Genomic DNA, 25,342 nt, shown 5'->3' on the forward strand with positions numbered 1-25,342 from the left:
TCGATGCCAAGCGTGATGCCCCCGGGCTTGATGCGATAGCCGCGCCCTACATCCAGCCGCCCGCGGCGTCGATGGTTGCTCCTGTGATGTATGACGCGTCATCCGAGAGCAAAAATGCTGCGACCGAGGCAATTTCAGCCGGCTCGGCCCATCGGCCCAGCGAATTCATTGACTTAACGACGACCTCGGGCGCCAAGTCGCGCAGCACTGGCGGTGTGTAGCTTGCGGCGTGCTTGGCTGCCATGTCGGTGTTCGTACCTCCTGGGGCGATCGCATTGATGCCGATGCCGCGTTCGGCCAGTTCTGGCGCCAGATTCAGCACCATCGCTGAAACCGCGGCCTTACTGGCTGCGTACAGCGTGTGCTGATACACCGCAATCCGAGCGCTGATCGACGAGGTGAGCAAGATGCGGCCGCCCTGCGTCATCGCCGCGACCGCCGCCTGGGTCGCGAAAAGCTGCCCTGCAACATTGACGTGAAACACTCGATCTACATCGACCGGCGTAATTGATTCCAAAGGCCCGAAATGCTCGACACCAGCGTTGCTAGCCAACAGGTCTAACCCGCCGAACGCCGCCACTACCTGAGCAACCAGATCAGCGGTCTGGGCAGCATCGCTTACGTCGCCCTGGACCGCAAGCGCCCGATCACCCCCGCCCAGCTCACGGATCAATGCCTCAGCAGAGGCCGCATCACGCACGTAATTGACCGCGACTCGTGCACCCTCGCTTGCTAAGCGTCGCGCGATCGCGGCACCGATACCCCGGCCGCCACCGGTTACCAACGCACGCTTTCCTGTCAACCGTCCAGAATGCGACATGGCTCGAACTTGTCAATGGCCAAGTTGGAGTATCCGCTGGTGGCCAGTTGAAAGTATCCACCCCGTGCGGTAGTTCCTAGGTTGGTGTGGGCCGCTCCTTCCGGTGTTTGGCGTCTTTCATGCGGTAGGAGTCGCCGTCGGTGATGACGACGGTGGCGTGGTGCAGCAGGCGGTCGAGGATGCTGACGGCGGTGGTCTGCTCGGGTAGGAACCGACCCCATTGCTCGAAGGGCCAGTGCGAGCCGATGGCCAGTGATCGTCGTTCGTAGGCGCCGGCGACCAGGCGGAACAACAACTGGGTGCCGGTGTCGTCTAGGGGCGCGAATCCGAGTTCGTCGAGGATGATCAGGTCGACTCGCAGCAGCGATTCGATGATCTTGCCGACGGTGTTGTCGGCCAGGCCGCGGTAGAGGGTTTCGATGAGGTCGGCGGCGGTGAAGTAGCGGACTTTGTGCCCGGCGTGGATCGCGGCGGTCCCCAGCCCGATCAGGGTGTGAGACTTACCGGTGCCGGCTGGGCCGATGATCGCCAGGTTGTGTTGCGCTCGAACCCATTCCAGACTCGACAGGTAGTCGAACACTTTCGGCTGGATCGAGGACGCGGCCACGTCGAAGCTGTCCAACGTCTTGGGGACGGGGAACGCCGCGGCTTTGAGGCGGTTGACGACGTTGGAGGCATCCCGTGCGGCCAGTTCGGTCTCGACCAGGGTCCGCAGCACTTCCTCGGGGGTCCAGCGTTGGGTCTTGGCGGTGATCAGGACTTCGGGTGCAGTGCGCCGCACCGCGGCCAGCTTCAACCGCCGCAGCCCGGCGTCCAGATCGGCGGCCAGCGGCGGAACCGATGGTGGTGCAACGGGTTCGGTGGCGGTCACCGGTGGCGGCGTGGTCATGAGATCACCTCGCCGTCGGAGGTGACCGGGGTGATCTTGTAGGCGTCTAGGGAACGGGTCGGGGCCACCGGCAAGTCCAGGATCAGCGCGTCGCCGGCCGGGCGGGGCTGGGGTGTGCCGGTGCCGGCGGCCAGAATGGAACGCACGTCGGCGGCCCGGAACCGGCGAAACGCCACCGCCCGGTGCAGCGCACCGACCAGGGCGTCGCGGCCGTGGGCAGCGCCCAGGGCGAGCAGGATCTCCAACTCCGAGGCCAGGCGGGTGTTGCCGATGGCCGCCGCACCGACCAGAAACGCCTGCGCATCCTCACCGAGATCGCAGAACTGCTTTTCCACCGTGGTCTTCGGGCGTGGCCCGCGGCTGGGTGCCGGCCGGGGTCCGTCGTAGTGGTCGTCGAGGATCGAGACACCACCGGGGGCGACGAGTTGGTGTTCGGCCACGACCACCCCGGTCGCGGGGTCGAGCAAGACGATCGCGCCGTGGTCGACGACCACGGTCACCGTGGTGCCGATCAACCGCATCGGCACCGAGTAGCGGGCCGACCCGTACCGGATACAGGACAGTCGGTCGACTTTGCGCAGCACCGAGGGTGCCCCGATCTGCAACCGAAGGGACGGGAGCGGTTGCAGCAGTTCACGTTCGACGATCAGGCGTTCGTCGGGGATGGCGCAGATCTCTGAATGGGTCGCGGCGTTGACTTCCGCGCACCACACTTTGGCTGCGGCGTTGGCATCGCGCAGAGTAATCGGTTGCCCGGTGACGGCGGCCTCGGTCAACAGCGGTACGGCCAGATCGTCCTGGGCGTAGCCGCACAGGTTCTCCACGATCCCCTTGGACTGCGGGTCGCTGGCGTGACAGAAATCCGGGGCGAACCCGTAGTGGCCGGCCAGTCGCACGTAGTCCGCGGTAGGGACGACGACATTGGCCACGACGCCGCCTTTGAGGCAGGCCATCCGATCGGCGAGCACCCGCGCCGGGACCCCGCCGATCGCGGCCAGAGCTTCGGCGATCAACGCCAACGTGGTCGAGGCACGTTGGTCGCTGGCGAAGCGCACGAAGCGCCACCGCGAGAACGCCAACACCGCGCAGAACAGGAACAACCCCGGCGCGACTTGGGCCCAATCTATGACCAGATACTCACCCGGCTCCCACACCGCTGGCCGCCGGCCACGGTGATTACTAATGCGCCACAACGCTTTCGCCTCTGCAACGAGACGGCGGAAGTTACGGTCAGAACCGCTGTATCCGGCGGCCCGGGCCTTCGGCAGCAGCCGCTTGGCCGAAATCCGACCATGTGACTTCGCGACCCGTTCAGCGACCAGATCGGCCACCGAATCATAGTTATGCGCCCGTTGGGCCCGCGGTGGCGGCGGCACACCGGCCTGGTCGGCCTCGAACTTGTCCACGACCTTCTTGACGGTGCGGTGAGTGGTGCCGCACTCCTCCGCGGCGGCCCTATACGACCCGAGCTGTTGGTAGGCAGAAATGATGTCCATGCGGTCCTTCGCAGACTTCAATGGAACTCCCCGGTGGTGATGGCGATTGGTTGGCGCCTTCACCGTCACCATCGGGGCCCGCAGTTCCTGATCGACACGACGAACACGGGGTGGATACTTTTACCCGGCCAAAAACGGATACCTCGACTTGGCCACCAGTGGGTACTTTTTCATGGCCATGGGCAGAACTCCCTGTAGATCGGCGAAGACTGACACCTTCGTGTTAACAACTTTCGTGGAATCCTTCCGCACGGCAAGACTACTGGCGTACCCACCGCTAGAGGTGCCGAACCCATCGCGCAAAGACGCAAGGCCGCCACTACGCGTGGCCACCTTCTGATCGCCGAAGTCGCGCGCGGTGGTGTGTTCACAGACTTCGGCTCTGTGTTGGAAACGGCGTGCTCCCGAGGCCCTTCGCTGTTCAGCCACCACTTCAGCCTTTCCCACAAACACTGCCTGCACCATCGCCTGTACGTTGAGCCCCCGCCACCGTCAGACAACCGGGCTTGACCCTGCCCATCCGGACAGGTCCGTCGGTTCCGGCGGAGAATTGAGCAGTCCGAGTTGGTTTCCAGGCGCCCTCGCAATACTTCTCCTAATTCCTGAGGATGTGGTGACAGCATCGCCTCGGGTGAAGACGGGGCCGGCGGCGAGTCGGTGTAGGCGGCCTGCCAGACGTCAGCGCCTCATGGCACTGCGGCCTCGCGGACGGAGCGTGGAAACCGCAGCATCCCCCAGCAGTTCTCGACCTACTGCACGGAGCTTGCTGGCAGGCGTTGCGCTATTGGGTCGGCTCGATGCCAGCCCGCGGCTTGTCAATCCTCGCAGAGGATTACCAGCACACGCCGGCGCCGCTCTACCATCCTGCCGCTGGACAATGACGCAGTCGAGCCGACCTTCAATCCAAGACTTTAGGATTCGCCCAGGGTGCCGGGAGGGAGTCAGCTCAGCCCCAGTAGGGCGTTCTCCACCACTTCGGGCAGCGCGGGGTGGATCCAGTACTGGCCGCGGGCCATCTCGTGGGCGGTGAGGCCGAAGCTCATCGCCTGGATCAGCGGCTGAATCAGCGAGGACGCCTGGTAGCCCATGAAGTGCGCGCCTAACAGCTGGCCGGTGCTGCGCTCGGCGATCAGCTTGACGAGTCCGGTGGTGTCCTCCATCGCCCACCCGTAGGCGATAGCGCCATAGTCCTGGATCTTGACCAAGATGTCGAACCCGTTTGCCACGGCTTGGTTTTCGGTCAATCCGACGCTGGCTAACTGGGGATCGGTGAACACCGCCGACGGAACGAACCGGTGATCGGTGACGGCCATCGACCCCGTGTCATCCCAGTCGCAGAGCAAATTTCGCTGCACGACACGGGCCTCGTGGTTGGCGACATGCTTGAGCTGAAACGGCGAAGACACGTCGCCGAGTGCGAAAATCCCACGGGCGGAGGTCCGTTGAAATTTGTCGACGACGACGCGGCCGTACTCGAGGGCGACTCCGGCCTGCTCTGCGTCCAGCAGGTCGGCATTGGACACCCTCCCTGTTGCGACCAGCAACGCGTCCGCATCCAGGATGCTTCCGTCGTCGAGTTGCAGCGACACACCCGAGTCCCGATTCTGTCCGCCAACGACATTGCGGTGGGTCCGCAGTTCCCACTTGTCCGCCACCACGCGGGTGAACCGTTCGCAGATGGTGTCATCGCAGTGCCGCAGCAGGCAACTGCCCCGGACCACCAGTGTCACGCGTGAACCTAGGGCGGAGAAGACATGGGCGAACTCGGCCGCTACGAAACCACTTCCGACAATGACCAGGTGCTCGGGCAGCGCGGGTATCCGCATGATGGTGTCGCTGGTGTGGTATCTGAGCCCGGAGGCGGTGATTGCCGGCGGAACCGTCGGTCGCGAACCTGCGGCGATCACCACCTGGTCGGCGGTGAACTCCTCGCCGACGTTCGTACGCAGCAGATAACGCCCATCGGCAGCGACCGGCCCGAAACGCGTATGGCTGCGGTAGACGTCGATGTTGGGAGCCGACCGGCGGTAGTCTTCGCCGCTGGGCCCGATCGGATCGATCCGCCCAAACACCCGCGACACGATGTCCGTCCAGCGCACCCCGTCGATATGCGCATCCACGCCATACCGGGCCGCACCCCGGATCGTTTTGGCCACCTCGGCGGCGTAGACGAACATCTTGGTCGGAATGCACCCGACGTTCAGACACGTACCGCCGAAGGTGCCCTGCTCGCAGATCGCCACCCGCTTGGCCGCATAGTGTTCGTTGTAAATACTGTTGCCCGAACCGGTTCCGATGATCGCGAGATCGTAGGTCTCCATCGATACGTCACCCTTTCCCCGACTGGCTCTCGAGCGGGACCGAGGCGTCGGCGTCATTGAGCCTGCTGAGATGTTCGTCGAGCCAGCGGTCCACACGGCAGCAGGACTGCCGGTGCGGATCCGAAAGCCACACCGTACGCGGGTTTGGCCGGCACTCCGCGCGTTCAGCCGACCGAAGCACGTTCGAGCATGCCGGGCGGTTCATCGGCACCGTTCCGATCCATCCATCCGCCGTAGCCCTTTGACATGCCCGACTGCAGAAACTGGTCGCATGTGGATGCTCGCGTTGCTTGTTGCATGGCCGACGCGGCGATCTGCCATGGCGACCGACCGCGCGGCGAGAGCTGTCACAGCCTACCTTTCGATCTCAAGCCGACGATCCTGCATCGGGCTGCGGGGTCGGGCCAATGACACACGGTATATCTCTGTGGTGCGCGCGAAGTTCGGACGTTCCACCGATACGCTACGGTAGCTTAGACTGATCAGTACAGTGCGGCAACGCGCTGCCCGCGTTGGCTCGCGTGATGGCCTCGCCATCTCGACGGGCATGCGCTAGGTTGACGGACCCGTGAGTTTGAGGAGACCTCTGATGCCGACGGTGCGCCAGCGGACCTACGACATGCTGCGAGCCCACGGAGTGACGACATTCTTCGGAAATCCTGGGTTCACCGAGTTGCCTTTTCTCACCGACTTTCCGGCGGATTTCACCTACTACCTAGGTCTGCAAGAAGCGGCCGTCGTCAGTATGGCTGACGGCTATGCGGGTGTGACGGGTATGCCGGTGGTTGTGAATCTGCACAATGCACCAGGTGTGGGCAACGCGATGGGCAATCTCAAGACAGCGTTTCACAACAAGACGCCGCTGATCATCACCTGTGGTCAGCAGCGCCGTGATATGTGCCTTTACGAGCCGGGCTTTTACAACCGGGACGCCCGCGACCTGCCTAAGCCGTATGTGAAGTGGTCCTACGAACCTCAACGCGCGCAGGACATTCCCGCCGCCTTCCAGCGCGCGATCCACATCGCCTGTCAAGAGCCGCAGGGGCCTGTCTTTCTGGTGCTGCCGGTAGATGATTGGGAGCGCGAAGCAGACCCGTTGCCACTCGTCATTCGTCGGGTCTCTACCCGCGTTGCGCCTGACCCGCAGGCATTGGCGTCAGCCGCAGGGCGTATCGCGGCCGCCAGAAACCCCTGTTTGATCGCTGGGGCCGCGATTGACCGAGCGGGAGCGTGGGATGAGATGGTCGCGCTTGCCGAAAAGTTGCGTGCCGCCGTGTACGGCGCGCCGGCCGCGAGTCGTGCGGCTTTTCCCGAGAACCATCGACTCTTTCGCGGTGCTTTGGTGTTTGACCGGGAACTGCTCCGTCATTGGCTTGAGGATCACGATTTGCTAGTCGTGGTCGGCGCAGCGGTTTTCGACTTCGACATGGGAGGCATGGGTCCGGTCCTGCCCGAAGATAGCGACTTATTGCTGTTCACCGATGATCCCGAAGAGGCCGCCCGCGCGCCCGCAGGCGACGCTGTGCTGGGCAACGTCAAGTTAGCGCTTACGACCCTGGCCCAGGCGGTGCCGGAAACGACTGCCACCTGGCCGCAGACAACACCCAACATGCCAACCCCGGCTACGGGGGATCCGATACAACCGCACGCCTTATTCGCTCTACTGGAAGAACTTCGACCAAAAGATGGTGCCGTGGTGTTGGAGGCGTCTTCTCACGCCTCGGCAATGCACATGCGAATGCCGATCACCGTGCCACGAGGTTTCTTCTACGCCGGCGTGGGCGGTATCGGCAATGGCTTGCCCACCGCGGTAGGGGTGCAACTTGCGCAACCTGACCGCCGCGTCATTTGCGCAACCGGTGACGGAGCGATGCTCTACACGTTGCAGGCTTTATGGACGGCAGCCCAACATCAGGCGCGCATAGTCGTGGTAGTCCTCGACAACGCAGGTTACGCCGTTCTCAAGGAATCCGGCGATTACCTCGGCGTTGGTCATGACCAGCCGGGACTGGATACACCCGGCGTAGACCTGGTCAAGCTGGCCGAAGGATTCGGCGTACCCGGCATCCGGGTGGAACAGTACGCGGGGCTGCGCTCCGCGTTCGAGCAAGCCCTTGCCGCTGACGGGCCAATGCTGTTGAGCGTCAGGGTCGATCCGACCCTGCGACCGCTTCTGTCGTGACAACGCACGCTCTGGCCACAAGCCTTATGCGTTCCGTGCTGGGTTGTCCCACAGCGTTTTACAGCTGGGAGGAAGCACCGGATTCGCCGAGCTGTGCGCAGTGTCGTTGGATAACAGTCTCGGCTCCGGTTTCGGTTGTAAGGTGCGGCTCAGCTGTGCAACAGCACAGCGGTCCTCCTCTACAACTTTTGGATAGCGCGCGGTTAGACCGATCGATGGGGTCAGCTGTGACCGTCCGGGCACTGGCAGGTTGGCGGCATCAGGCGCACGCTTGATCTGGCCGTGCAGATGCAGGCGCAGAAAAAATTTGGGAATCCGACGTCAACGAACGGAGTTCACCCCATGTCGAGCGGAACGCAAGCCGATGCTTTCACCGGGTACGTCCTGCCCCCGTTGCCCTACGGCTACGACGCGTTGGAACCCTACATTGATGCAGCCACGATGCAGCTGCACCACAACAAGCATCACCAAACTTATGTCGACAAACTCAACGCCGCGATCGCCCCGTACCCACAGTTGCACGGACTGATCATCGAAGATCTGCTCCGCCGCCTCGATGAGGTGCCAGACGAGATCCGCCAGACCGTGCGCGAACAAGGTGGTGGACACGCCAACCATCAGTTCTTCTGGAAGGTGATCGGGCCACCGCGCGACACGACACCGCAAGGTGCTTTGGCCGACGCACTCGAGCGCGACTTCGGCGGTCTTGACGCATTCAAGGAGCAATTCGCGACCGCCGCGGCGAAGCAATTCGGTTCGGGCTGGGCATTTCTCGTGATCAACCCCGGCACCAAGAAGCTGGAGATCCTCACGCTTCCTAACCAGGACAGCGTCTTGCTCTACGGTCGACCCGGTTTGCTGGCTTGCGATGTGTGGGAGCACGCCTACTACCTGCGATATCAGAACCGCCGAGCCGAATATTTGGACGCTTGGTGGAATGTTGTGGCGTGGGACGTCGTTTCCCGCCGACTGGACAACTTTAACGCCGGTAAACAACAACTCTGACGGTGACGCCGAAGGACATTGCTTCGCGCTGGGGCGGTGTTGGCGAGACACACGATAGTAAGGGTGAGTTCTCAGACTAGGTCGACCGCGCCGAGGCATCCAAATCGTCCTCGCGGCCGGAAGCGGTGGGGCGGAGTCACAGAGCGTAGCTGTCCCGAGTCACTCCAGTTACCCGTTGATGGGCGTCAGCCGAGGCGCTTGTAGAAGACGATCTTGTCGTCGCCGTCGTCGTAAAACTCGCGAATGCGTGCTTCCTCAGTGTAATTGAGCGTGCGGTAGAAGCGGCGGGCACGCTCAAACTCCGGAAGCGATGATGTCTCGACTAGCAGAATGCGTTCACCAGCATCGGCGAGAGACCGCTCGAGATGACCCATGAGTTCAGCGCCAATGCCTCGCCCGTGAAGCTGCGGCAGGACACCGATTGCGAGGACATTCCACGTACCGGTTGTCATTCGTTCGGGTTCGCAGAACGCAAAGCCAGCAAGAAATTGACCGGCTTGGTGTCCAATCCAGATCTGCCGATTGTCGGGTCGTGTGAAGTAGGGCTCGATCATCTTCTCGAGCAACGTCGACGGGAACAGACCGACCGCCTCGACAATGCGCTTGATTTGGGCAACGTCGTCACGCCGGATCGGGCGCACTAGAGAGCTCATCGTGAGTAACGAAGTGTCACATAGTTTGTCGGCGCGGCCGCTAACCATCTCGGAGGCCGAGTCGCGAGAACGTGTCCGCTCTGCTGCGCAGCAGCGGCGTGTTCCTTTGCTACAGAGGGCAATATGTTCCTTTCGATGGAGACGATCGACGGCAAGCAGAGACTAGACTCAACAGTACAACTCGTTGTTGCTGTTGCCATCCTCCCGAGGCCGGAACTTTGCATTACTGATTGCTGCTGCCCAGCGTTGCAGGCAGCCGAGCACCGTTACGCTTCCGTGCTCGACGTACCCGCAGTGCTATTCCGGCGCCGACTCGACGCGGCGACCAAAGCCTTCCACTTTCGACCCGACGCAGATGGCTGCATGACTACGTGGTCGGCGGCGACAGCGGAGCCTCGCCCCTGCCCTCGTCGAGCGGGAAGAGTTAACCCCGCGAACCGCCTTTAGGCGTCCCCGGCGTGACCCGAAAGCAGGAGCGGGCCAGTTGCGCGAGCTTGCGGGACCTGGAATAGTGACCGACTGGTCGGTCACTTAGGGAACGCGTGGGAAGGAATTTTTATGAATCGGCAGTCGGTCAGGTGCGCGCGGCCCGCTTCCGGAGGACTCGCAGCCGGCATTGCTCTAAAAGCTGCCGTGGGCGCAGCGCGCCCAGTCGAGATCATCGACGCCTGTGGCTCATCCGTAGCCATCAAGCGGTGGGGTCACGGCGTACCAGTGTTGTGTCTGCACGCGATAGGTCACGGCAGCGGAGACTTCGCGTCTATGGCTTCCCGTCTAGGCAACCACTTCGAAATCGTGGCAGTCGATTGGCCGGGGCACGGCCACTCACCCGACGACGGCCGACCCATGTGCCCCCAGCACTTCGCCGAACTTGCACTGGCGGTCGTGGATCGGCTCCAATTGACGCGTCCGATCGTTGTTGGCAACTCGATCGGTGGTGCGGCGGCGCTTATTGCCGCCGCAACCGTGCCCGAGGCGTTCGCGGCGGTCGTGCTATGCAATGCCGGTGGACTGGCGCCGGTCGATCGGACCGCTCGGCTGGCCACCTCGCTGATGGCCTGGTTCTTCGAAGCGGGCGCGCGCGAAGCCAAATGGTTCCCAGCAGCTTTCGGCTTTTATTATCGATGCCTCGTCCTACCGCGTGCGGCGGCCAAGGAGCAACGTCGCAACATCATCAGCGCCGGGAGCGCCGCTGCGCCTCTGCTGGCCGACGCGTGGCGCGGTTTTGGCGAGCCTGACGCCGATCTCCGGGCGCTGGCACCCCACGTGGCGGCGCCGGTGTGGCTGGCGTGGGCCCAACGAGACCGATTTGTGTCGTGACGTCGTTCCAGAGCCGCCGCTGAGACGTTCCGCCGCAGGCGGGTCACGCAGTTTAACGCGGGTCATTCTGCCTTTATGGAGGAACCCGACCGATTCGCTGCAGAGTTCGCTCAATTCATCGCCGAAACGGTACAGGAACGGCAATGACGGACTTCAACAGAATCATGGCGTCGTACGAATCGATTCACCGTTCACCGGCCAATCGGGCGTTGCATGCAATCGGTATTCCCATGATCGCAATCTCGGCGCTGGGCATGCTCAGCCTGGTACGGATGTCTGATCACGGCGCAGCCACGTTGATCAACGGGGCGGCCGTCGCAGTAGCAGCGGCCTCGTTGGTGGTAACGCGCTGGTCTGTGCGTGCCGGAATAGGCTTCCTCGCCTTTAGCACGATCTCCTGCGGAATAGCGGACGCCGTGGCGACCCAGTGCGAAACAGCCTATGCTGTAACGAGTTTCGCGGCCACGTTTGTAGCTGGGTGGGCGGTCCAGTTCGTCGGACATGTATTCTTCGAACGAAGGGCCCCGCAGTTCACCCGGCGGCCAGAAAATCTGTTGCTTGGTCCGGTGATGATTGTTGCCGAGGTGTTTCCCGCGCTGCGCCGGAGTGATCCGGCTACGTGTTCAGCGAGCGCGAGCTCTGGCGAGGACTCCGATGTTGACCGTCTTGAGCACGCGCCTTGCCGGGATCTGTGAACTTCATTCCTGCCGAGGAAGCGTGAACGCATATTGCAGTGTTCGACGAGTCGCGAGGTCGGGTCCGCCTGCCTCCAACTCGATTAGGGCGCACTCGCCGGCAGCGGCGACCCACAAATCGGCCGCTCGCTGGGGCTCCGGCCAGCCCATGGCGGCAAAGTCCGTCGCGACGAACGCTGCGCTGAGCTTCGAACGCGCTCGCACCTCATCCTGGATCGCCAGCGAACCGCGGGCTTCTAGGATCAATGCGCGCACTCCGTGATTCTCGAGGCAGTAATCCAGATACACCGTAGCCATCCGGTTAAGACGGTCCGGGCCGGCGGGCAACGTCGTCGCCACGGACCGCACCTGCTCGAACATTGCGTCGTGGAAGTGACGGTGCAGCGACACGAGGTATGCCCCACGATCGCTGAAATGGTGGAAAAATGTTCCCTTTGAGACGCCTGCGTATTGGACTACAGCATTGACGCTCATGTCATTCAAGCCGGTGACTTCCGCCATGCGCAGTCCGGCCTCGATGAGCCGACGCCGCGTGCGCTCAGCACTGGCGCGCCGCGCGGGCTGAGATTGCTGAAACGATGCCATGGCTCCCTACAATGTCTGCGAGTGTTGTCAAAACTTGGCGTCGATTATGACTGGAAGCCAAACACACAGGTCAAGCAATGACGGTAGCGCTATCGATGGCCGCCGATGGACTGCGACCGGCCTATCCCGTGCCCTAAACCGTCTCGTGGGGCAACTGTCTCATGGGCAACCATCGTTTCGGCCGAGCGAAGGACATCTGGGGCTGGACTTGGCGGACCGCAGACCTTCGCATGTCGAACGTCCGCCAAGCCCGGCCAGATGTTACCTCTGCTTACTTGCCGTGCTCGCCGACTAGGCCGGGCCAGTTTTTGTCGGCCTTGGCCAGGTTGCCGTCATAATCCTTATTGAACTCGCTGCGGAGGCCTGCGTTCAAGATCACCGTGAGTTTGCCGTCTCGCACCTCCCAGGTGTTGATGATGTCGGCCGGGAACAGGGCGCCCACCGAGACCCCGAATGCGCAGAAGCCGCCAAACTGTGGGACGTACCTGTCCGGGTTGGCGTTGAACATCTGCTGGTGTGCGCTGGTGGCAAACATGTAGCGCGCGCCGTGATGTTCGGCGGTGATGCTCGGATCACCGTTGACGGGCTCGTTGTCAGTGACAAAAGCGACCGGATCAAAGCCGTCGAGAGCGAAGCCGCTGGCCCCGGCGATGTTGACGAGGGCACGCGAGTGGGTGGACATGGATCTCTTTCTCCGTTCATTTGTTCGGACTCGCCGCCCAACTGCCGCGTTGACTCACCTTTTATGCGCGCAAAGCGGCTATTCGTTGCCTCATGAAAAATGCGCGCGTGCGGCGTGCCTATCTGCGGGATCATCGGTGCTCTCGGTAGGCCCAGACGATGGGGTTGACGTTGAGTGAGCGCAGGGCTGTGACCGAGATGACCGCGATCCGCTACGTAGTGGCCGATCGGCCAGCCAAGAGCAGGATGCTCGACGAGTTGTGCGCCAACACCGGCTGGCACCGCAACCATGCCCGCAAAGCGCTCAAGGCTGCGCTGGGGCCCAAGGTGGTGGCCCCGAGGCGAAGTCCGCGTCCCCCGGTCTACGGCCCCGAGGTAATCCCTGCACTGACCGCGTGCTGGCTGGTACTGGGGATGCCGGCCGGTAAGCGCCTGGCACCGATGTTGAACGAAATTGTGGCGGTGTTACGCCACTTTCGCGAGCTAGTCATCGACGATGACACCGCGGCACTGCTGGCGTCGATGTCGGCGGCCACCATCGATCGTCGCTTGGCGGGTGAACGGGCCAAACGTCAGATCAAGGGGCATCGCGCCACCAAGCCCGGGTCGCTCCTCAGAAGTCAGATCCCGATACGCACCTGGGCGGACTGGGACGACGCGAAGCCGGGCTTCGTGGAGATCGACTTGGTCTCCCACGACGGCGGAAACACCATCGGCCCGTTCGCCTTCACACTCACCGTCACCGATGTCGCCACTGGTTGGACCGAGAACCGCTCAGTGCCCAGCAAAGAGGCCAAATGCGTGCTCAGGGCCCTGGAAAGCATCGCGGCCACGATGCCGTTCCCGATCCTGGGGGTGGACTCTGACAACGGAGCCGAGTTCATCAACGTCTATCTCTTCCTGTGGTGCAAAAACCACGAGATCACCTTTACCCGTGCGCGGGCGACCAATAAGAACGACGGCTGCCACGTCGAGCAGAAAAACTGGGCAGTGGTGCGCACCGTGGTCGGCTACCACCGCTACGATACCGCTCCAGAACTGTTGCTACTCAACGAAATATGGCAGCTTCAGTCCCAATTGACCAATTACTTCTACCCCCAGCAAAAGCTGATATCCAAGGTGCGTAACGGCGCCACGGTGACCAAGAAATACGACACCGCGACCACCCCATTCCACCGCGCCATCAATCACCCCGACACCACCGCCGACCGCAAAGCCGCCCTGGCGCGAACCCATGCTCTGATCAACCCCGCCGCCACCCAGCGCCAAATCCAGGCCCTGACCGCACAGCTCCACAAAATGACAACCAGCAAGTCCCAACCCGCCACCCGGGCCCGAGTCCCCAAACGCGCACAATCACATGAGGCAACCAAGCCCCCTTCGCGCGCATCTTGACGTGAGGCAACAGGACTGCGACGAGCAGAGATTAGACATCAAAGACCCCCGCCCCGTTACAACCATCGAGCAACTTCACCCACAAAGTTTGAGTCGCCTTCCGGTGACGGCAACTTTCCCGGGGGCCGACCGACGGCATTTCGTGAACCACTCAAGCGTTGCTGTGAGAATCGTGTTTGCCGCTGGGATTCGTCAGCCGCAAATCGCCGATCGGTCGGCAACTGCGTCAATCGCTCCGGTAGCGCTTCGACAGACGGGTCATCTATCGGCGCTTCTGCCGTCTATACCAGGCCGCCAACTGACTCGGGTGAGTTGCGCATGCCGTCATTCGCTAGTCGTGACTATGTCGGCGAAACTCGTCCATGAGCGCGTCGAAGTTGGTGGGACGGATCTCGATCGACTCCTGCCGCGCCGCTCGCGTAATCCATATCGTCCGTCGAATTTGGTCTACGTACACTCTGCACGCTTCGCACAGGCTCGTGTGCTGCTCGAAGCGAGCCAAGTCTGTTGCCACTAGGGCCGTTTCGAGGTAATCGGTGACCAACGCGACGGCGTCCGCGCAGGCAATGCGCAAGTCGTTAGCGATGAAGGCGTCGTCAGTGCTCATCGAGGTACACCTCCAGCAAGTTGCGTAGTACGGCGCGGCCTCTGTGCAACAACACACGTTGGTTCGCCGCTGATATGCCGAGCGCCTCGCATGTCTCCTCGCTCGACCAGCCCTCGATGTCACGCATCGACACCACCTCACGTTGAGCAGTCGGCAGCCTGCGCAGCCCGTCAAGTACCACCGCACGAACCTCCGCCGACATCAGCCGCTGCTCGGGTAAGAGGTCCCACCGGCCAGGCACATCACGCCAGTAGTGTGCTCCGAGTTCAGGATGGGCCATTCGATCCGGATCAACCGACGGCCGCACGTCGGTTTCGGGCCCGGCCGTCGCGTACGGCACCGTATTGAACTGACCCCGCGCGAGGCTGCGCACACGGTTGAGGACGACGCGCACGATCCACGTGCGGAGGCTCGCGCGACCTTCGAACTTACCGATGGACCGCACCACCGAGAGCCACGCATCTTGCACTGCGTCCTCGGCCATCGCTGCGTGAACATAGACGCTGGCCATCCGCACCAACGGCGCGTGCAGGGTTTCGACAAGGGCGCTAAATGCTTGTGCATCGCCGGCTTTCAGCGCCGTAATCAGATCGGCCTCGGTTTCCCACCGATTGTCAGGAACCGTCCGCGTTTCGACCACCACCTCGGTATCGAACTCCTTCATCTAGGGCTGTAACGGAATCGGACACGATCGTCACTACACAGTATCCGCTGCGCCGCCTGCGCCGCGGTTCCCGAGAGATTCACCCGCTGAAGGAGAACATCATGAGCAACCTGCCCCTCGTAACCGACGCCACTGCGGCTCCCGACCAAGCAGCGGCCCTATCCGCGGTCAAGAAAGCCATGGGCGCAGTCCCCAACCTGACCCGCGCGATGGCACACAGCCCCGCGCTGCTGCACGGCTATTTGGGCCTGGCAGGCGGCCTCGACCGCGGCACGCTCGACAGGTCCACCCGCGAACGATTGGCCATCGCGATCGCCCAATCCAACGCGTGCTCCTACTGCTTGTCGGCGCACACCTACCTCGGGCAGAAGGTCGCCGGCCTCAGCGCTGAGCAGGTGGCCGCAGCGCGCAAGGGCGACGCCGACGACGCGAAGACCGCAGCACTTCTCACGTTTGCTGTGACTGTCAACGAACACCGCGGACAGATCGATGACTCGGCCCTTGCCGCCGTACGTCACGCCGGCGCAAGCGACGCTGAGATCGCCGAAGTGATTGGCCACGTAGGGCTCAATGTCCTGACCAACTACTTCAACAATGTCGCCCACACCGACATCGACTTCCCTGTCGTGTCGGCGTGATCGTCGCCTCGGCTCGACGAAGCATCTGCTTGGCAGGCTTCGTCGAGCCGAGGCGTTGTGGGTCAGGACCAGCACTGTACCATTACGTACACAAAGTAGAGCCGACGCGAAGTGAGGCCCGTTATCTCGTCTGAAAACAGCCTCGCTTGAGTGGCCGCGATGCACCCCGAAGCATTCAAAGGCTAAATGGTCCAACGAATATTTCATCGGCGGGTTCGGTCTCGAGCACCGAGGTTCTGCGCCACGCCATCAACGCGTCACGACCATTCCCAGCCAGCCGAAGGAGCTACGATGATTCCAGAATCCACTAATCCGCACCGGGACTACCCTCAGATGGCGGCCGACCGTGGGCGCATCGAACCGGTCCCACGCCGGGTTCGTGGCTACTACAACGGGATCCTGGTATTCGACACGAAGGCGGCCCACTACGTCTGGGAGGTGGCGTATTACCCGCAGTACTACGTGCCTATCGAGGACGTCGACACGTTGTGCCTGGTCGACGAGCAGCACACCCAGAAACTCCAGCTAGGGTCCTCGCGGCTGTTCTCGCTGGCAGACGGCAACCGCACGGTTAAGTCTGCTGCGCGCCTTTACGATACCGGTCCGCTCGCGGGGAGTTTCCGCTTCGACTGGGACGCGCTCGACTGGTTCGAGGAGGACCAACCGCTCATCGGCCACCCGCGCAGCCCGTATGTCCGGGTGGATGCGCTACGCTCGCACCGTCACGTCAGAATCGAACTCGACAATGTCCTACTGGCGGAAACCGAGTGTCCTGTACTACTTTTCGAGACGGGTTTACCTACTCGCTACTATATTGACCGCACCGACATCGACTTCTCGCATCTGAAGCCCAGTCCAACACAGACCATTTGTCCGTATAAGGGGATCACCTCAGGCTATTGGTCGGTGGAGATCGGAGAGCGTCTTCACCCGGATCTGGCCTGGACATATCGGCATCCTACGAACTCCGTCGTGGAAATCGCCGGGATGGTCGCGTTCTACAACGAGAAGCTAGACATCTACGTCGACCAAGCGCTGCTGTCGCGACCCAGCACACACTTTGGGTGACTGACGCCGCGAACCCTCTCCTCAACTCGGTGCTTTCATATCAACGATGAGATATTCTGTGCAACAATTTATTTCGGTAGCTTAGGTAAGTACTCGACCTTCTGTGCGTCGAAAGACATGACATGCTCGTGTTGGTGCGCGAAGTGAGGAATTCATTGCGGATTGTCGGTTCGCCGGCCGTCGGCACTTACCGGCACCCGGACATCGTCGCCCTCAACGTTCTCGCCGGCGACCGGCTTGGTCAGCGCTACCCGCACTACGAAACAGATTGCGCTCACGAGGTAGAACCCGGCAGTCAGCAACAACCAACGCGAGAAGTACGGCGCCTGAGTCAGCCCTGTCGCCATCTGATATGTCGACGCCCCTTGTTCGATGATGCCGGGCAGGAAGAGCAAGAGGATCAACCCGCTTGCCATGGTGGGTAAGCGGATGTAATTGACGATCAAAATATCGCGTACCGAGCGATGACGAACGGCCCCATTCGGTAATGATCTCGCAGGGATCAGGCGTTCCGCCATCGCGTAAAGCGGAAACAGGACCAAGTCATGAGCGATGATGGCGACAGCGAACCAGACAGCGATCGACTGCCACCAAACTCTCCGGTTGAAAAGTTCTTCGAGGCCGAGGATTGATACTGCGTAACCCCCAAGTGCCAGCGCGGAGAGCAACACGATGAGGTGCAGCAATCGCTCACCGTACAGTCGTCGTCCCACACCTAGCAGGTAACGCATCATGTCATCCGGAAGTCGATAGAAGACACCCACTTGGTGCAATGCACACCAGGAAGAGCCGGAACAATGATTCGTGCCGGATAACCGTGGTCAAGCGAAAGGTCGGCGCCGTTGACTTGGAACGCCAGAAGCGATCGCGGGTCCACGATTTGATTACGTTGCAGCACAGCGTGATTGAAGCTTCCGAAACGTTCCAGCGATGACACGAGTGCAGAACCAGGCCGTGGAAGTCCGACCGCCGCCGCGAGGTCGCCGAGCCGGATCCCCGTCCATTCCTGCGTTGTCGACCACCCTTCGACACAAGCGATCGGCAGTTTCACCGTGTGGTGCGGCATCGCCGCCAGCTGCGTGCGATCCAGTGCTATATCGCCAACGCCGACGAGTCGCAGATGCCAGTCTGCTCCGGTAAACCTCGAATCGATCCCTGCGGCAACTGCGGTGCGGTTGATCTGGAAATCAGTTGGGCCCGTGCCGTAGCTACGTCCTCGTGGCAGCAGCACCGCCGCGCGACGCATGACTCCCCCGATAGTCTGGCCCGCGCTCAGCACTCCGACAAGCGCGCTCCCACCGGCGACGACGGCCAGCATGCCGCGGCGACTCAGAGTCGCCGGATCGGGATTTCGCGCCACCAGTCCGTCCTCATCGGACGGTTCCGGGACCGTGTCAATTCTCGAGGTTGCCAGGACGCTTCGCATCGATCGTGAGCGTAGACCGGTCATCATTTTGCTGAACTTGATGCTGACATGGGCAACGAAACCGGCGATGAAGACCCAGGCCCCGAAGTAGTGGGCGGTGTAGAAGCTGAAACCGAAGATGTAGTCGTACTGGATGTTCAACACGCCGGTGACGATCTCGAACAGTATTCCGCCCACCAGCATCAGCAGCGAAACGCGCTCGAGGATGGCGGCGATTGATCGCGCCGGAGGCCAGCTGAAAAGGCGTGGGATCACAGACCATAACTTGGCGAGAACTACGGGAATGATGATCAGCCCCAGTCCGACGTGCAGGCCTTGTGTCAGGCGGTACAGCCAGCTCGGCCTGGTGGGCCAGTCGAAGGTAGGCAGCTTGAGTAGGCCCACGTCGAACGGGATGGCCTGGCCAAATTGGGGGCCATAAGCAATGTATGACAGCAGACCGGTCAAGATGACGACAGGCAATACGACCAACAGAATGAGTCCGAACACCGATGTCAGCCACGGACCCCGTAGTGGACTGCGCCACCTGATCAGCGAAAGACCCGGCGGAGGACGCTTTTCCAGTGCCCGCCATAACGCCGCGGGAAAGCCATATCCCTCGACGTGTTCGCCAGTTGGCGCCGATGAAGGAGCGCCATTCTCGGCGCGGCCAGTTGGAGAAGCGGTCGAATCGCCTTCGGGCGGTGTAGAGGTCGTCACGTCGGACTCGAGCCTCATCTCGTGTTGGGCAGTAGTCGGCGACCGTTCTGACTGCGTCAAGCAGAAGTGTACCGTGCAGTACGCTTACGCCGCAGCCTGTAGATCAATGGCGACTTTCTGGCCTCCTTTGCCCGGAGTCACTGCGACCAGATCACGGCGGCTTCGAAGCCATAGGCAGCTGCGGGCGTGGGTCTGGCACCGGTGTAACGCTCTGCACTCTGGCGGTCACTAACCGGTGACCCGTTTTCACCGAACCTCTTGGATGGAGTTCTGATGCACACCCCGCATGCACCCCTGGCAAAAGCTGCTGATGTCATCAGCACTCTCGGCGGAGTCATATTGCGCTACGGACTGTGCATTCCGCTGGCCTGGATCGGCTTACAGAAGTTCACGATTCAGGAGGCCCAGGCAATCAGTCTGTTCATCAACAACCAACCCCTGATGAGCTGGCTGTACAACATCTTCAGCCTTCAGGGGTTGTCCAGTGCGCTGGGCACTATCGAGATCACCGCCGCCGTACTGATCGCGAGCCGGCCGGTCTCGGCCTGGGCCGCGGCCACCGGCAGTGCCATCGCCGTCTTCCTTTTCCTGTCGACGCTCAGTTTCTTGTTTACTACCCCAGGCGTGGTCGAGAATTCGTCTGTATATGTTCCGTTGCTCACCGACACCGGCGGCTTTCTGATCAAAGACATTGCTCTGCTGGGTGCGGCCACGTGGACGCTGGGTGAGGCGCTGCGTGCCGCTTGGGAGCGTCGATCGGCCAGGGTGTCGATACAGACTGTGTGACCGACGGCGATGGTCGGCCGCCCGTTCTATATCACTCGAATGCTCGGCAGCGCCAACAACTTGCGGTCAACGCTCGCATGGCACAAACGAAGTGGTTAGCGGCCGGCACCCAGGCCGCGGGCGAGGACGGTGACCAGCCGGCTCAGTTGGCGCCGGTAGGCGTGCACGGTCAGTGTTGCGTCTTCTTTGGCGCCTCGGGCGGCGTCGTAGATGACGTCGGCGGCGGTCGCTGGTGTGAGATCGACGTCGCTCAGGTTGATGGTTCCGGCTCGATCAGCGTTGGCCAAGAGCTCACGCAGCAGCCGTGTGGAGCGTTGACGCGAGTCTCGGGTGATGTCCCCGCAGGTGCGACTGTTCTCGTCGAGTAGCTCTGCACCATAGGGCGACGAGGCGGTCAGGGCCACGAACGGCGCAAAGCGCGCCGACAGGACGGCGTAGAGCTGATCGGCGATTGGCGCGTCGGGGACGGCGGCATCGGCCATGGCGCGGATGCGGTCGTCATGCAGTTGCGCGACGATGGTGCGAAACACCTCCTGTTTGGAGGCGAAGTGCGCGTAGACAGTCGGGCGGGAGACTCCGGCGGCCGCAGAGATTGACTCGATGGAGGCGCGGCGAAAACCCACCTCAAGGAATTGACGGCGCGCGGCATCCACGATGGCATCGCGTGCACGCGTCCCACGCAGCTGCCCTTCGGAGGCTGACACACGCCAGAGTATAGAGCCCAACAATATCTTGACACTTTTGTTGGTTTCGTAAACGATTATTGGATGGTCGTCAAGGAGTCCGCGTTCCCGAGGTTGCTGTCGCCGTGGAGGATTCGCCACAGCGAAATCCGTAACCGCGTCGTCTTCCCACCGACCTGTCCCACTTGGGTCGACGATCCGTGGTCGGGGCGCTTCACCGATCAGGCGGTGGCGTATTACCGCGAACGTGCCGCGGGCGGGGTGGGGTTGATCATCATCGGCGCCACCCACGTTCACCCGTCCTCTTTGGCCGCGCCGCTCACGGTGGGCTCGCTGTATGACAATCGCGCGATCCCGCCGTTGGCCCGGGTGGCCGAGGCCGTGCATGCCGAGGGCGCCAAGCTCGCAATTCAGTTGCTGCACACCGGGGTTCGATCGATGCTGGCGTTCAAGCAGGACACCCGTTTTGACCCGGACGCGGAGTGGTTCTCGCGCGCACCGTCGCAGATCCCGCTGGGCGAAACTCCCGGGGCGATGACGCCGAAGGCCATGGACGATGGCGAGATCGAAGAGATCATCGACGCTTTCGGTGCGGCGGCGGCGCGGGCGGTCGCCGCAGGCCTGGACGGCGTCGAATTCCACCTCTCCCATGGTTACCTGCCATGGCAGTTCCTGTCCCCGCTCTACAACCACCGCGACGACGCATGGGGCGGGGATTTTGAGCGCCGGCTGCAATTCCCGGTCCGCTGTTTGGACGCGATGCGCTCCGCGGTCGGCGACCAGCCGTTCCTCGGATACCGGATCAACTCCACGTCATTTTGGCCGGGTGACCTTGAGACGCCCGACGTGGTCGAGGTGGTACGCGAACTTGAAAAGCGTTGCGACGTGGACTACGTGTCCGTGTCCGCCGGGGTCCACCACGCATTCATCCACACCCCGATGCATTTCGAGCAGGGCTGGGAGCGCGACTTGGCCTCCCCAATCAAGGCGGTGTCGGGGAAGCCGGTCCTGATGGTGGGACGCATCACCGAGCCGCGGGTGGCCGAGCAGCTATTGGTCGAGGGCCACGGCGACGCGGTGTGCTTGGGCCGCCAGCTCTTTGCCGACCCGGACTGGGTCACCAAGGCCGAACAAGGCCGGCCAGAGGATATCCGCCGCTGCGTCGCGGCCAACCTGTGCTGGAAGACTGCGATGCAGGGCCGTCGCGTGCAGTGTGTCTACAACCCGGCGATGGGCCGCGAAGCGGCATGGGGTCGAGGCACGCTCCGTCGCGCCGACGCGCCGCGCCGCGCGCTCGTCATCGGGGCGGGTCCCGCAGGCCTCGAGTACGCGCGGGTGGCAGCGGCACGCGGGCACACCGTCACCGTCGTGGAGGCCGCCGACCAGGTCGGCGGTCACGCGCTGCTGCAGTCGCGGCTGCCCACCCGCGCCGAGTACGGCCGCATCGGTACCTGGCTGGGTGAGCAGGCCGTCGGCAACGGCGCGCAAATACGTACCGGGGTGCGTGTGGATGGCGCTGTCCTTGACGAGCTGCTGGCCGAGCTGCAGCCCGACCATGTGGTGCTGGCTACCGGCTCGCGCGCCGCCCGCGACGGCTTCCAGGGTTGGACCGGGCAGCCGGTGCCGGGGTGGCAGAGCGGCCGCACCGCGGGCTGGGATGAGGTAGCTGAGGGCAGCGTGTCACCCGACGGCACTGTCGTGGTCGTTGACGATCAGTCCGATGTGGTGGCCCCTCTGACCGCCGTGCTGCTCGCGCAGCGCGGCGCGCAGGTGTCGCTGGTAACGCGGTGGCCGATGGTGGGGATGGAGACGATCCTCGACGTCTACCTTGAGTGGATTTACCCCCAGTTGTATGCCGCCGGTGTCGAAATGGTGCGCGACCACTGGATCGCCGGCATCGACGGCCAGCGGGTGACACTGTCGCTGGTGCATGACCCTACCGGCGGCACGACCCGGCAGGTCACTGCCGACTGGATCGTGATGGCCACCGCGCGTCGCTCCCAGGACGCACTCGCACAGCCGCTGCGGGAACGCGAGGTTTCGTTCGAGGTCATCGGTGACGCCGTCGCACCCCGCGGCACCTACGAGGCGGTCTACGAGGGGCACCGCCAAGGCCGCAAGCTATGAGGCTGCGCCTGGTCGGCGGATCCGGCGGGGACACCGTCGCGGCGTGGGATGAGCCGCGTGAGCGGTGGTTGCCGATCGCGGACGCGCTGGCCCGCCCCGAGGTGTCTCCATCGCTGCGTGCGGTGCTGAGTGCCTGTTCGAGCGACGTGGTGACGTTTCTTGCTGCCGGTGCCCCGGCCCGCGCGGCGGTACGCGAGCTGGCCGAGCACGTTGCATCGCAGCGTTTTACGCCCGATCTGAGCTCACGGCTGCCGTTTTCCGCGCGCTCGCTGCGGCCCTTCCTGCTCTCACCGAGTCATTCCGAGGGTGTCGCCCGAGGCATGCTGGCACGCTACGCGCCACGCGCGGCCCGCGTGGCCGGCGTGTACGAGCGCCTCGCGGGCCGCCCGATCCCCCGGTTGCGGGTGCGGCCCATGATGCTTCACACCCCACTGCTCTACCAAGGCAACCATTGCGCGCTGGTTCCCGACGGAACACCGATCCCGGTGCCCCCGTACGGCCACGATCTGGACTTCGAACTGGAACTGGGCTTCGTGGTCTGCCATCAGGTCCGCGACGCCACCGTCAGCGCCTGCAGCGACGCGATCGGCGGACTCGTGTTGCTCAACGACATCTCACTGCGTGACACCCAATGGGAGGAAGTGCGGGGCAGCCCGCTCGGCCCGGTGAATAAGTGCAAGTCGTTTGCCACTGCCATGTCTAATGAGGTGCTCACCGCCGACGACGTGGTTGACGATATTGCTTCGCTGTCGGGGACCGTGGAAGTCAATGGCCAACAGTGGTGCCACGGTCGCGCCGATGACTTCACGCACTCGCTGCAGGCGTGCCTCCACCGCGCGTGCGCCGGCGAGACGGTGTATGCGGGTGAACTCTTGTCCACCGGCACCCTGGCCGGTTGTAGCGGAATTGAGCTGGGCCGGTTACCGCCGCCCGGCGCGACAGTCAAGCTCAGCGTGCCGCGGATCGGAACTGTGACGAATCGCCTTGGAGGAAGCACGAAATGAGCACTGTCCAGTGGCCCGCGGGCCACGAACCGGCCGGCGCCGCGATCCATGAGACCAACCTCGGAGCCAGCCGCGCCGCACCCGAGGCGGTCTGGGCATGGCTGGTGCGACCTGACCGCTGGCACGACTACTACAGCAACGCCAAGCGGATGCGTACCCGCGGCGGCCCGTGGCCCGGCGTCGAGCTGGGCAGCCGCTTTTCCTGGGTGACGTTCGGCGCGCTGGTCACTACCGAAATCACCGAATACGAACCCCAGGAGCGGCTCGCCTGGACGGGCAGCGGCTTGGGTTCACGTGGCCATCACGCCTGGGTGCTGACCGCCCGCAGCGACGGCGGTACCGACATCCGCACCGAGGAGACCCAACGCGGAGCAGCCTCGAAGCTGCTCAGTCCGGTCCTGGCGCCGGCGATGCGGCGCATGCACCAGCGCTGGGTCGACAACCTCGCCCGCATCGCCGAAAGCGGGCGGCGGCCGTGATCCTGCTCTACGGCGCCACCGGCTACACCGGGCGCCTGGTGGCGCGCACCTTCGCCGAGCAAGGCTTGCAGCCGGTGCTCAGTGGGCGGCGCGAAGACGCCCTTCGCGCGGTCGCCGATCCGCTGGGCCTCGACGTGCGGATCGGCGGATTGGACGACCTCGACCTATCCGCTACGCAGGCGTTGCTCAACTGCGCCGGCCCTTTTGGACGGACCCAAGCGCCGTTGCTGCGCCGCTGTGTGGACGCGGGCGTGGCCTATCTTGATCTCGCCGGCGAGGTCGACGAGCACCTGGCAGCAGCGGCCTGGAACGACCGGGCGCGCGCAGCCGGCGTCCTGGTGATGCCCGGCGCCGGGTATGGCATCGTGGCCTCGGACTGCCTCGCCGCCTACGTCGCGGAAACCTTGGTGGGCCCACCGGTTCGGGTTGAAGTGGCATTGAAGACGGTGGGCGCAGTGTCGCGCGGAACGGCCGAAGTAGTGCTCGGCTCGCTGCGCCGCCCGGGTGTGCGCAGGCGCAGCGGCGCCCTCGTCGCCTGCCGGGCCGGCCGGGCACGCATGAAAATCGATTTCGGCGACGGTGATGGTCTGACCACTGTTGTCACTAACCCGTGGCGCGCAGACCTGGTGGCCTCGGTTCCGGCGGCTCCGTCCTATGACACCTACATGGCTTTCCCCACCCCGGTACGGATGATGATGGGCATTCCCCACGGCGGGCTACTACGCGCGGTGGCCCGCCGCCTGCCCGAGGGCCCCACCGACGAGGCTTTGGCCCAAGGTCGCAGTGCGGTGTGGGCACGAGCAACTGGCACCGGCGGCGCTCAAACCACCGCGGTGCTACGCGGTCCCGACGCGTACATCTTCACCGCCAAAGCCGCCGCCGCCTGCGTGCGGCGCATCCTGGCCGGTGACGCGCCCCCCGGCGTGCACACACCAGCCAGCGCCTGGGGGTACGACCTTGCGTTGGAGATCGACGGGGTAGTGCGCGTCGACGTTTAGGTATGCGCCGCAACCGAGTTCGACCTCGCGGTCACGGTTGGCTGGCTCCCAGTTCGTCACCGCTGACCGTCATCCCTACGCTGCCGCACTTAGAAGACATGACCAACCTCGTACGGAGCCA

The 25,342-nt window shown here is 63.3% G+C and carries 24 protein-coding genes; 12 read left to right on the forward strand and 12 right to left on the reverse strand.

From position 1 onward, the window contains the following. Positions 1-46 precede the first annotated feature (46 nt). The 4 genes from QXK92_RS30435 to mtr all read right to left on the reverse strand — a co-directional run bounded on the left by QXK92_RS30435 (position 47) and on the right by mtr (position 5,526). Positions 47-820 carry an SDR family NAD(P)-dependent oxidoreductase gene (locus QXK92_RS30435; protein ID WP_033719499.1) on the reverse strand — a complete coding sequence of 258 codons (774 nt, stop codon included), beginning with the start codon at positions 818-820 and terminating at the stop codon, positions 47-49. 76 nt (positions 821-896) lie between these two features. Continuing rightward, positions 897-1,709, reverse strand: coding sequence for an IS21-like element helper ATPase IstB (istB, locus tag QXK92_RS30440; protein WP_055577415.1), 813 nt, complete (start codon positions 1,707-1,709; stop codon positions 897-899). Continuing rightward, positions 1,706-3,226: an IS21 family transposase gene (gene istA, locus QXK92_RS30445; protein WP_306237251.1), complete on the reverse strand. Its 1,521-nt coding sequence runs from the start codon at positions 3,224-3,226 to the stop codon at positions 1,706-1,708. The genes istB and istA overlap by 4 nt, the downstream gene beginning before the upstream one ends. Positions 3,227-4,146: 920 nt before the next feature. Next, on the reverse strand, positions 4,147-5,526 hold the full coding sequence (gene mtr / locus QXK92_RS30450) for a mycothione reductase (protein WP_033726128.1): 1,380 nt from the start codon (positions 5,524-5,526) through the stop codon (positions 4,147-4,149). A 589-nt stretch (positions 5,527-6,115) separates the two neighbouring features. On the opposite strand from mtr, the gene mdlC reads away from it, so the two are divergent. Then, positions 6,116-7,708, forward strand: a complete 1,593-nt coding sequence (mdlC, locus tag QXK92_RS30455) for a benzoylformate decarboxylase (RefSeq protein WP_033726129.1) — start codon at positions 6,116-6,118, stop codon at positions 7,706-7,708. A gap of 288 nt (positions 7,709-7,996) precedes the next feature. After that, entirely contained in the window at positions 7,997-8,713 is a 717-nt protein-coding gene (locus QXK92_RS30460; RefSeq protein ID WP_275532061.1) for a superoxide dismutase, read from the forward strand. Positions 8,714-8,898: 185 nt separating this feature from the next. Here QXK92_RS30460 and QXK92_RS30465 read toward each other — a convergent pair whose 3' ends face one another. Next, a complete protein-coding gene (locus QXK92_RS30465) occupies positions 8,899-9,366 on the reverse strand; it encodes a GNAT family N-acetyltransferase (RefSeq protein ID WP_033726130.1) in 468 nt (155 codons plus the stop codon). 558 nt (positions 9,367-9,924) lie between these two features. On the opposite strand from QXK92_RS30465, the gene QXK92_RS30470 reads away from it, so the two are divergent. Together QXK92_RS30470 and QXK92_RS30475 are read left to right on the forward strand one after the other, a co-directional pair. Next, a complete protein-coding gene (locus QXK92_RS30470; protein WP_080772723.1) occupies positions 9,925-10,686 on the forward strand; it encodes an alpha/beta hydrolase in 762 nt (253 codons plus the stop codon). A 143-nt stretch (positions 10,687-10,829) separates the two neighbouring features. Continuing rightward, positions 10,830-11,381: an Mpo1-like protein gene (locus tag QXK92_RS30475; protein WP_080772724.1), complete on the forward strand. Its 552-nt coding sequence runs from the start codon at positions 10,830-10,832 to the stop codon at positions 11,379-11,381. A gap of 3 nt (positions 11,382-11,384) precedes the next feature. On the opposite strand, the gene QXK92_RS30480 is transcribed toward QXK92_RS30475, so the two are convergent. Together QXK92_RS30480 and QXK92_RS30485 are read right to left on the reverse strand one after the other, a co-directional pair. Then, positions 11,385-11,966, reverse strand: coding sequence for a TetR/AcrR family transcriptional regulator (locus QXK92_RS30480; protein ID WP_050594270.1), 582 nt, complete (start codon positions 11,964-11,966; stop codon positions 11,385-11,387). Positions 11,967-12,237: 271 nt separating this feature from the next. After that, on the reverse strand, positions 12,238-12,648 hold the full coding sequence (locus QXK92_RS30485; protein WP_050594271.1) for a YHS domain-containing (seleno)protein: 411 nt from the start codon (positions 12,646-12,648) through the stop codon (positions 12,238-12,240). A 158-nt stretch (positions 12,649-12,806) separates the two neighbouring features. Between QXK92_RS30485 and QXK92_RS30490 the strand changes: the two genes are divergently transcribed. After that, the gene (locus tag QXK92_RS30490; protein WP_033726132.1) at positions 12,807-14,042 is read left to right on the forward strand and encodes a DDE-type integrase/transposase/recombinase; all 1,236 of its coding nucleotides are present in this window, start codon (positions 12,807-12,809) and stop codon (positions 14,040-14,042) included. Positions 14,043-14,373: 331 nt separating this feature from the next. Here the strand turns inward: QXK92_RS30490 and QXK92_RS30495 are convergent, their stop codons facing one another. After that, positions 14,374-14,649 (reverse strand): zf-HC2 domain-containing protein, encoded by a 276-nt coding sequence (locus tag QXK92_RS30495; protein ID WP_033726133.1) that lies wholly within the window; start codon positions 14,647-14,649, stop codon positions 14,374-14,376. Beyond that, a complete protein-coding gene (locus tag QXK92_RS30500; RefSeq protein ID WP_230484275.1) occupies positions 14,639-15,313 on the reverse strand; it encodes an RNA polymerase sigma factor in 675 nt (224 codons plus the stop codon). The genes QXK92_RS30495 and QXK92_RS30500 overlap by 11 nt, the downstream gene beginning before the upstream one ends. A gap of 101 nt (positions 15,314-15,414) precedes the next feature. Here QXK92_RS30500 and QXK92_RS30505 point away from each other — a divergent pair, with 101 nt between their 5' ends. Further along, the gene (locus tag QXK92_RS30505) at positions 15,415-15,951 is read left to right on the forward strand and encodes a carboxymuconolactone decarboxylase family protein (protein ID WP_033719505.1); all 537 of its coding nucleotides are present in this window, start codon (positions 15,415-15,417) and stop codon (positions 15,949-15,951) included. A 291-nt stretch (positions 15,952-16,242) separates the two neighbouring features. After that, positions 16,243-17,019, forward strand: a complete 777-nt coding sequence (locus QXK92_RS30510) for a DUF427 domain-containing protein (protein ID WP_033726135.1) — start codon at positions 16,243-16,245, stop codon at positions 17,017-17,019. A 152-nt stretch (positions 17,020-17,171) separates the two neighbouring features. Here QXK92_RS30510 and QXK92_RS30515 read toward each other — a convergent pair whose 3' ends face one another. Together QXK92_RS30515 and QXK92_RS30520 are read right to left on the reverse strand one after the other, a co-directional pair. After that, entirely contained in the window at positions 17,172-17,705 is a 534-nt protein-coding gene (locus QXK92_RS30515) for a hypothetical protein (protein WP_306248202.1), read from the reverse strand. A 44-nt stretch (positions 17,706-17,749) separates the two neighbouring features. Then, positions 17,750-19,009, reverse strand: coding sequence for a molybdopterin-dependent oxidoreductase (locus tag QXK92_RS30520; RefSeq protein ID WP_236723342.1), 1,260 nt, complete (start codon positions 19,007-19,009; stop codon positions 17,750-17,752). A gap of 408 nt (positions 19,010-19,417) precedes the next feature. Here QXK92_RS30520 and QXK92_RS30525 point away from each other — a divergent pair, with 408 nt between their 5' ends. Further along, positions 19,418-19,930 (forward strand): YkgB family protein, encoded by a 513-nt coding sequence (locus tag QXK92_RS30525; protein WP_033726137.1) that lies wholly within the window; start codon positions 19,418-19,420, stop codon positions 19,928-19,930. A 95-nt stretch (positions 19,931-20,025) separates the two neighbouring features. Here the strand turns inward: QXK92_RS30525 and QXK92_RS30530 are convergent, their stop codons facing one another. After that, positions 20,026-20,634: a TetR/AcrR family transcriptional regulator gene (locus QXK92_RS30530; protein ID WP_033726138.1), complete on the reverse strand. Its 609-nt coding sequence runs from the start codon at positions 20,632-20,634 to the stop codon at positions 20,026-20,028. A 63-nt stretch (positions 20,635-20,697) separates the two neighbouring features. Here QXK92_RS30530 and QXK92_RS30535 point away from each other — a divergent pair, with 63 nt between their 5' ends. Genes QXK92_RS30535 through QXK92_RS30550 form a run of 4 tightly spaced genes read left to right on the forward strand, consistent with a single transcriptional unit; the run spans position 20,698 to position 25,221 of the window. Then, the gene (locus QXK92_RS30535; RefSeq protein WP_033726140.1) at positions 20,698-22,740 is read left to right on the forward strand and encodes an FAD-dependent oxidoreductase; all 2,043 of its coding nucleotides are present in this window, start codon (positions 20,698-20,700) and stop codon (positions 22,738-22,740) included. Further along, the gene (locus QXK92_RS30540; RefSeq protein WP_050594273.1) at positions 22,737-23,744 is read left to right on the forward strand and encodes a fumarylacetoacetate hydrolase family protein; all 1,008 of its coding nucleotides are present in this window, start codon (positions 22,737-22,739) and stop codon (positions 23,742-23,744) included. The genes QXK92_RS30535 and QXK92_RS30540 overlap by 4 nt, the downstream gene beginning before the upstream one ends. Continuing rightward, positions 23,741-24,223, forward strand: a complete 483-nt coding sequence (locus tag QXK92_RS30545; protein WP_080772726.1) for an SRPBCC domain-containing protein — start codon at positions 23,741-23,743, stop codon at positions 24,221-24,223. Before QXK92_RS30540 ends, QXK92_RS30545 begins: the two co-directional genes overlap by 4 nt. Beyond that, the gene (locus QXK92_RS30550) at positions 24,220-25,221 is read left to right on the forward strand and encodes a trans-acting enoyl reductase family protein (protein ID WP_033726142.1); all 1,002 of its coding nucleotides are present in this window, start codon (positions 24,220-24,222) and stop codon (positions 25,219-25,221) included. The genes QXK92_RS30545 and QXK92_RS30550 overlap by 4 nt, the downstream gene beginning before the upstream one ends. Positions 25,222-25,342: the final 121 nt, after the last annotated feature.

The sequence above is a fragment of the Mycobacterium sp. TY815 genome (assembly GCF_030755135.1).
In the GTDB taxonomy this organism is placed as follows: Bacteria; Actinomycetota; Actinomycetes; order Mycobacteriales; family Mycobacteriaceae; genus Mycobacterium.

Bases quoted from the DNA above. Each gene is read 5' to 3' on its own strand.
- QXK92_RS30500 (WP_230484275.1), bottom strand. From the start codon at position 15,313: ATGAAGGAGTTCGATACCGAGGTGGTGGTCGAAACGCGGACGGTTCCT.
- QXK92_RS30470 (WP_080772723.1), top strand. From the start codon at position 9,925: ATGAATCGGCAGTCGGTCAGGTGCGCGCGGCCCGCTTCCGGAGGACTC.
- QXK92_RS30490 (WP_033726132.1), top strand. From the start codon at position 12,807: ATGGGGTTGACGTTGAGTGAGCGCAGGGCTGTGACCGAGATGACCGCG.
- QXK92_RS30495 (WP_033726133.1), bottom strand. From the start codon at position 14,649: ATGAGCACTGACGACGCCTTCATCGCTAACGACTTGCGCATTGCCTGC.
- mdlC (WP_033726129.1), top strand. From the start codon at position 6,116: ATGCCGACGGTGCGCCAGCGGACCTACGACATGCTGCGAGCCCACGGA.
- QXK92_RS30545 (WP_080772726.1), top strand. From the start codon at position 23,741: ATGAGCACTGTCCAGTGGCCCGCGGGCCACGAACCGGCCGGCGCCGCG.
- QXK92_RS30540 (WP_050594273.1), top strand. From the start codon at position 22,737: ATGAGGCTGCGCCTGGTCGGCGGATCCGGCGGGGACACCGTCGCGGCG.
- QXK92_RS30525 (WP_033726137.1), top strand. From the start codon at position 19,418: ATGCACACCCCGCATGCACCCCTGGCAAAAGCTGCTGATGTCATCAGC.
- QXK92_RS30435 (WP_033719499.1), bottom strand. From the start codon at position 820: ATGTCGCATTCTGGACGGTTGACAGGAAAGCGTGCGTTGGTAACCGGT.
- QXK92_RS30465 (WP_033726130.1), bottom strand. From the start codon at position 9,366: ATGAGCTCTCTAGTGCGCCCGATCCGGCGTGACGACGTTGCCCAAATC.
- QXK92_RS30475 (WP_080772724.1), top strand. From the start codon at position 10,830: ATGACGGACTTCAACAGAATCATGGCGTCGTACGAATCGATTCACCGT.
- mtr (WP_033726128.1), bottom strand. From the start codon at position 5,526: ATGGAGACCTACGATCTCGCGATCATCGGAACCGGTTCGGGCAACAGT.
- QXK92_RS30535 (WP_033726140.1), top strand. From the start codon at position 20,698: ATGGTCGTCAAGGAGTCCGCGTTCCCGAGGTTGCTGTCGCCGTGGAGG.
- QXK92_RS30480 (WP_050594270.1), bottom strand. From the start codon at position 11,966: ATGGCATCGTTTCAGCAATCTCAGCCCGCGCGGCGCGCCAGTGCTGAG.
- QXK92_RS30510 (WP_033726135.1), top strand. From the start codon at position 16,243: ATGATTCCAGAATCCACTAATCCGCACCGGGACTACCCTCAGATGGCG.
- QXK92_RS30460 (WP_275532061.1), top strand. From the start codon at position 7,997: ATGCAGGCGCAGAAAAAATTTGGGAATCCGACGTCAACGAACGGAGTT.
- istB (WP_055577415.1), bottom strand. From the start codon at position 1,709: ATGACCACGCCGCCACCGGTGACCGCCACCGAACCCGTTGCACCACCA.
- QXK92_RS30505 (WP_033719505.1), top strand. From the start codon at position 15,415: ATGAGCAACCTGCCCCTCGTAACCGACGCCACTGCGGCTCCCGACCAA.
- QXK92_RS30485 (WP_050594271.1), bottom strand. From the start codon at position 12,648: ATGTCCACCCACTCGCGTGCCCTCGTCAACATCGCCGGGGCCAGCGGC.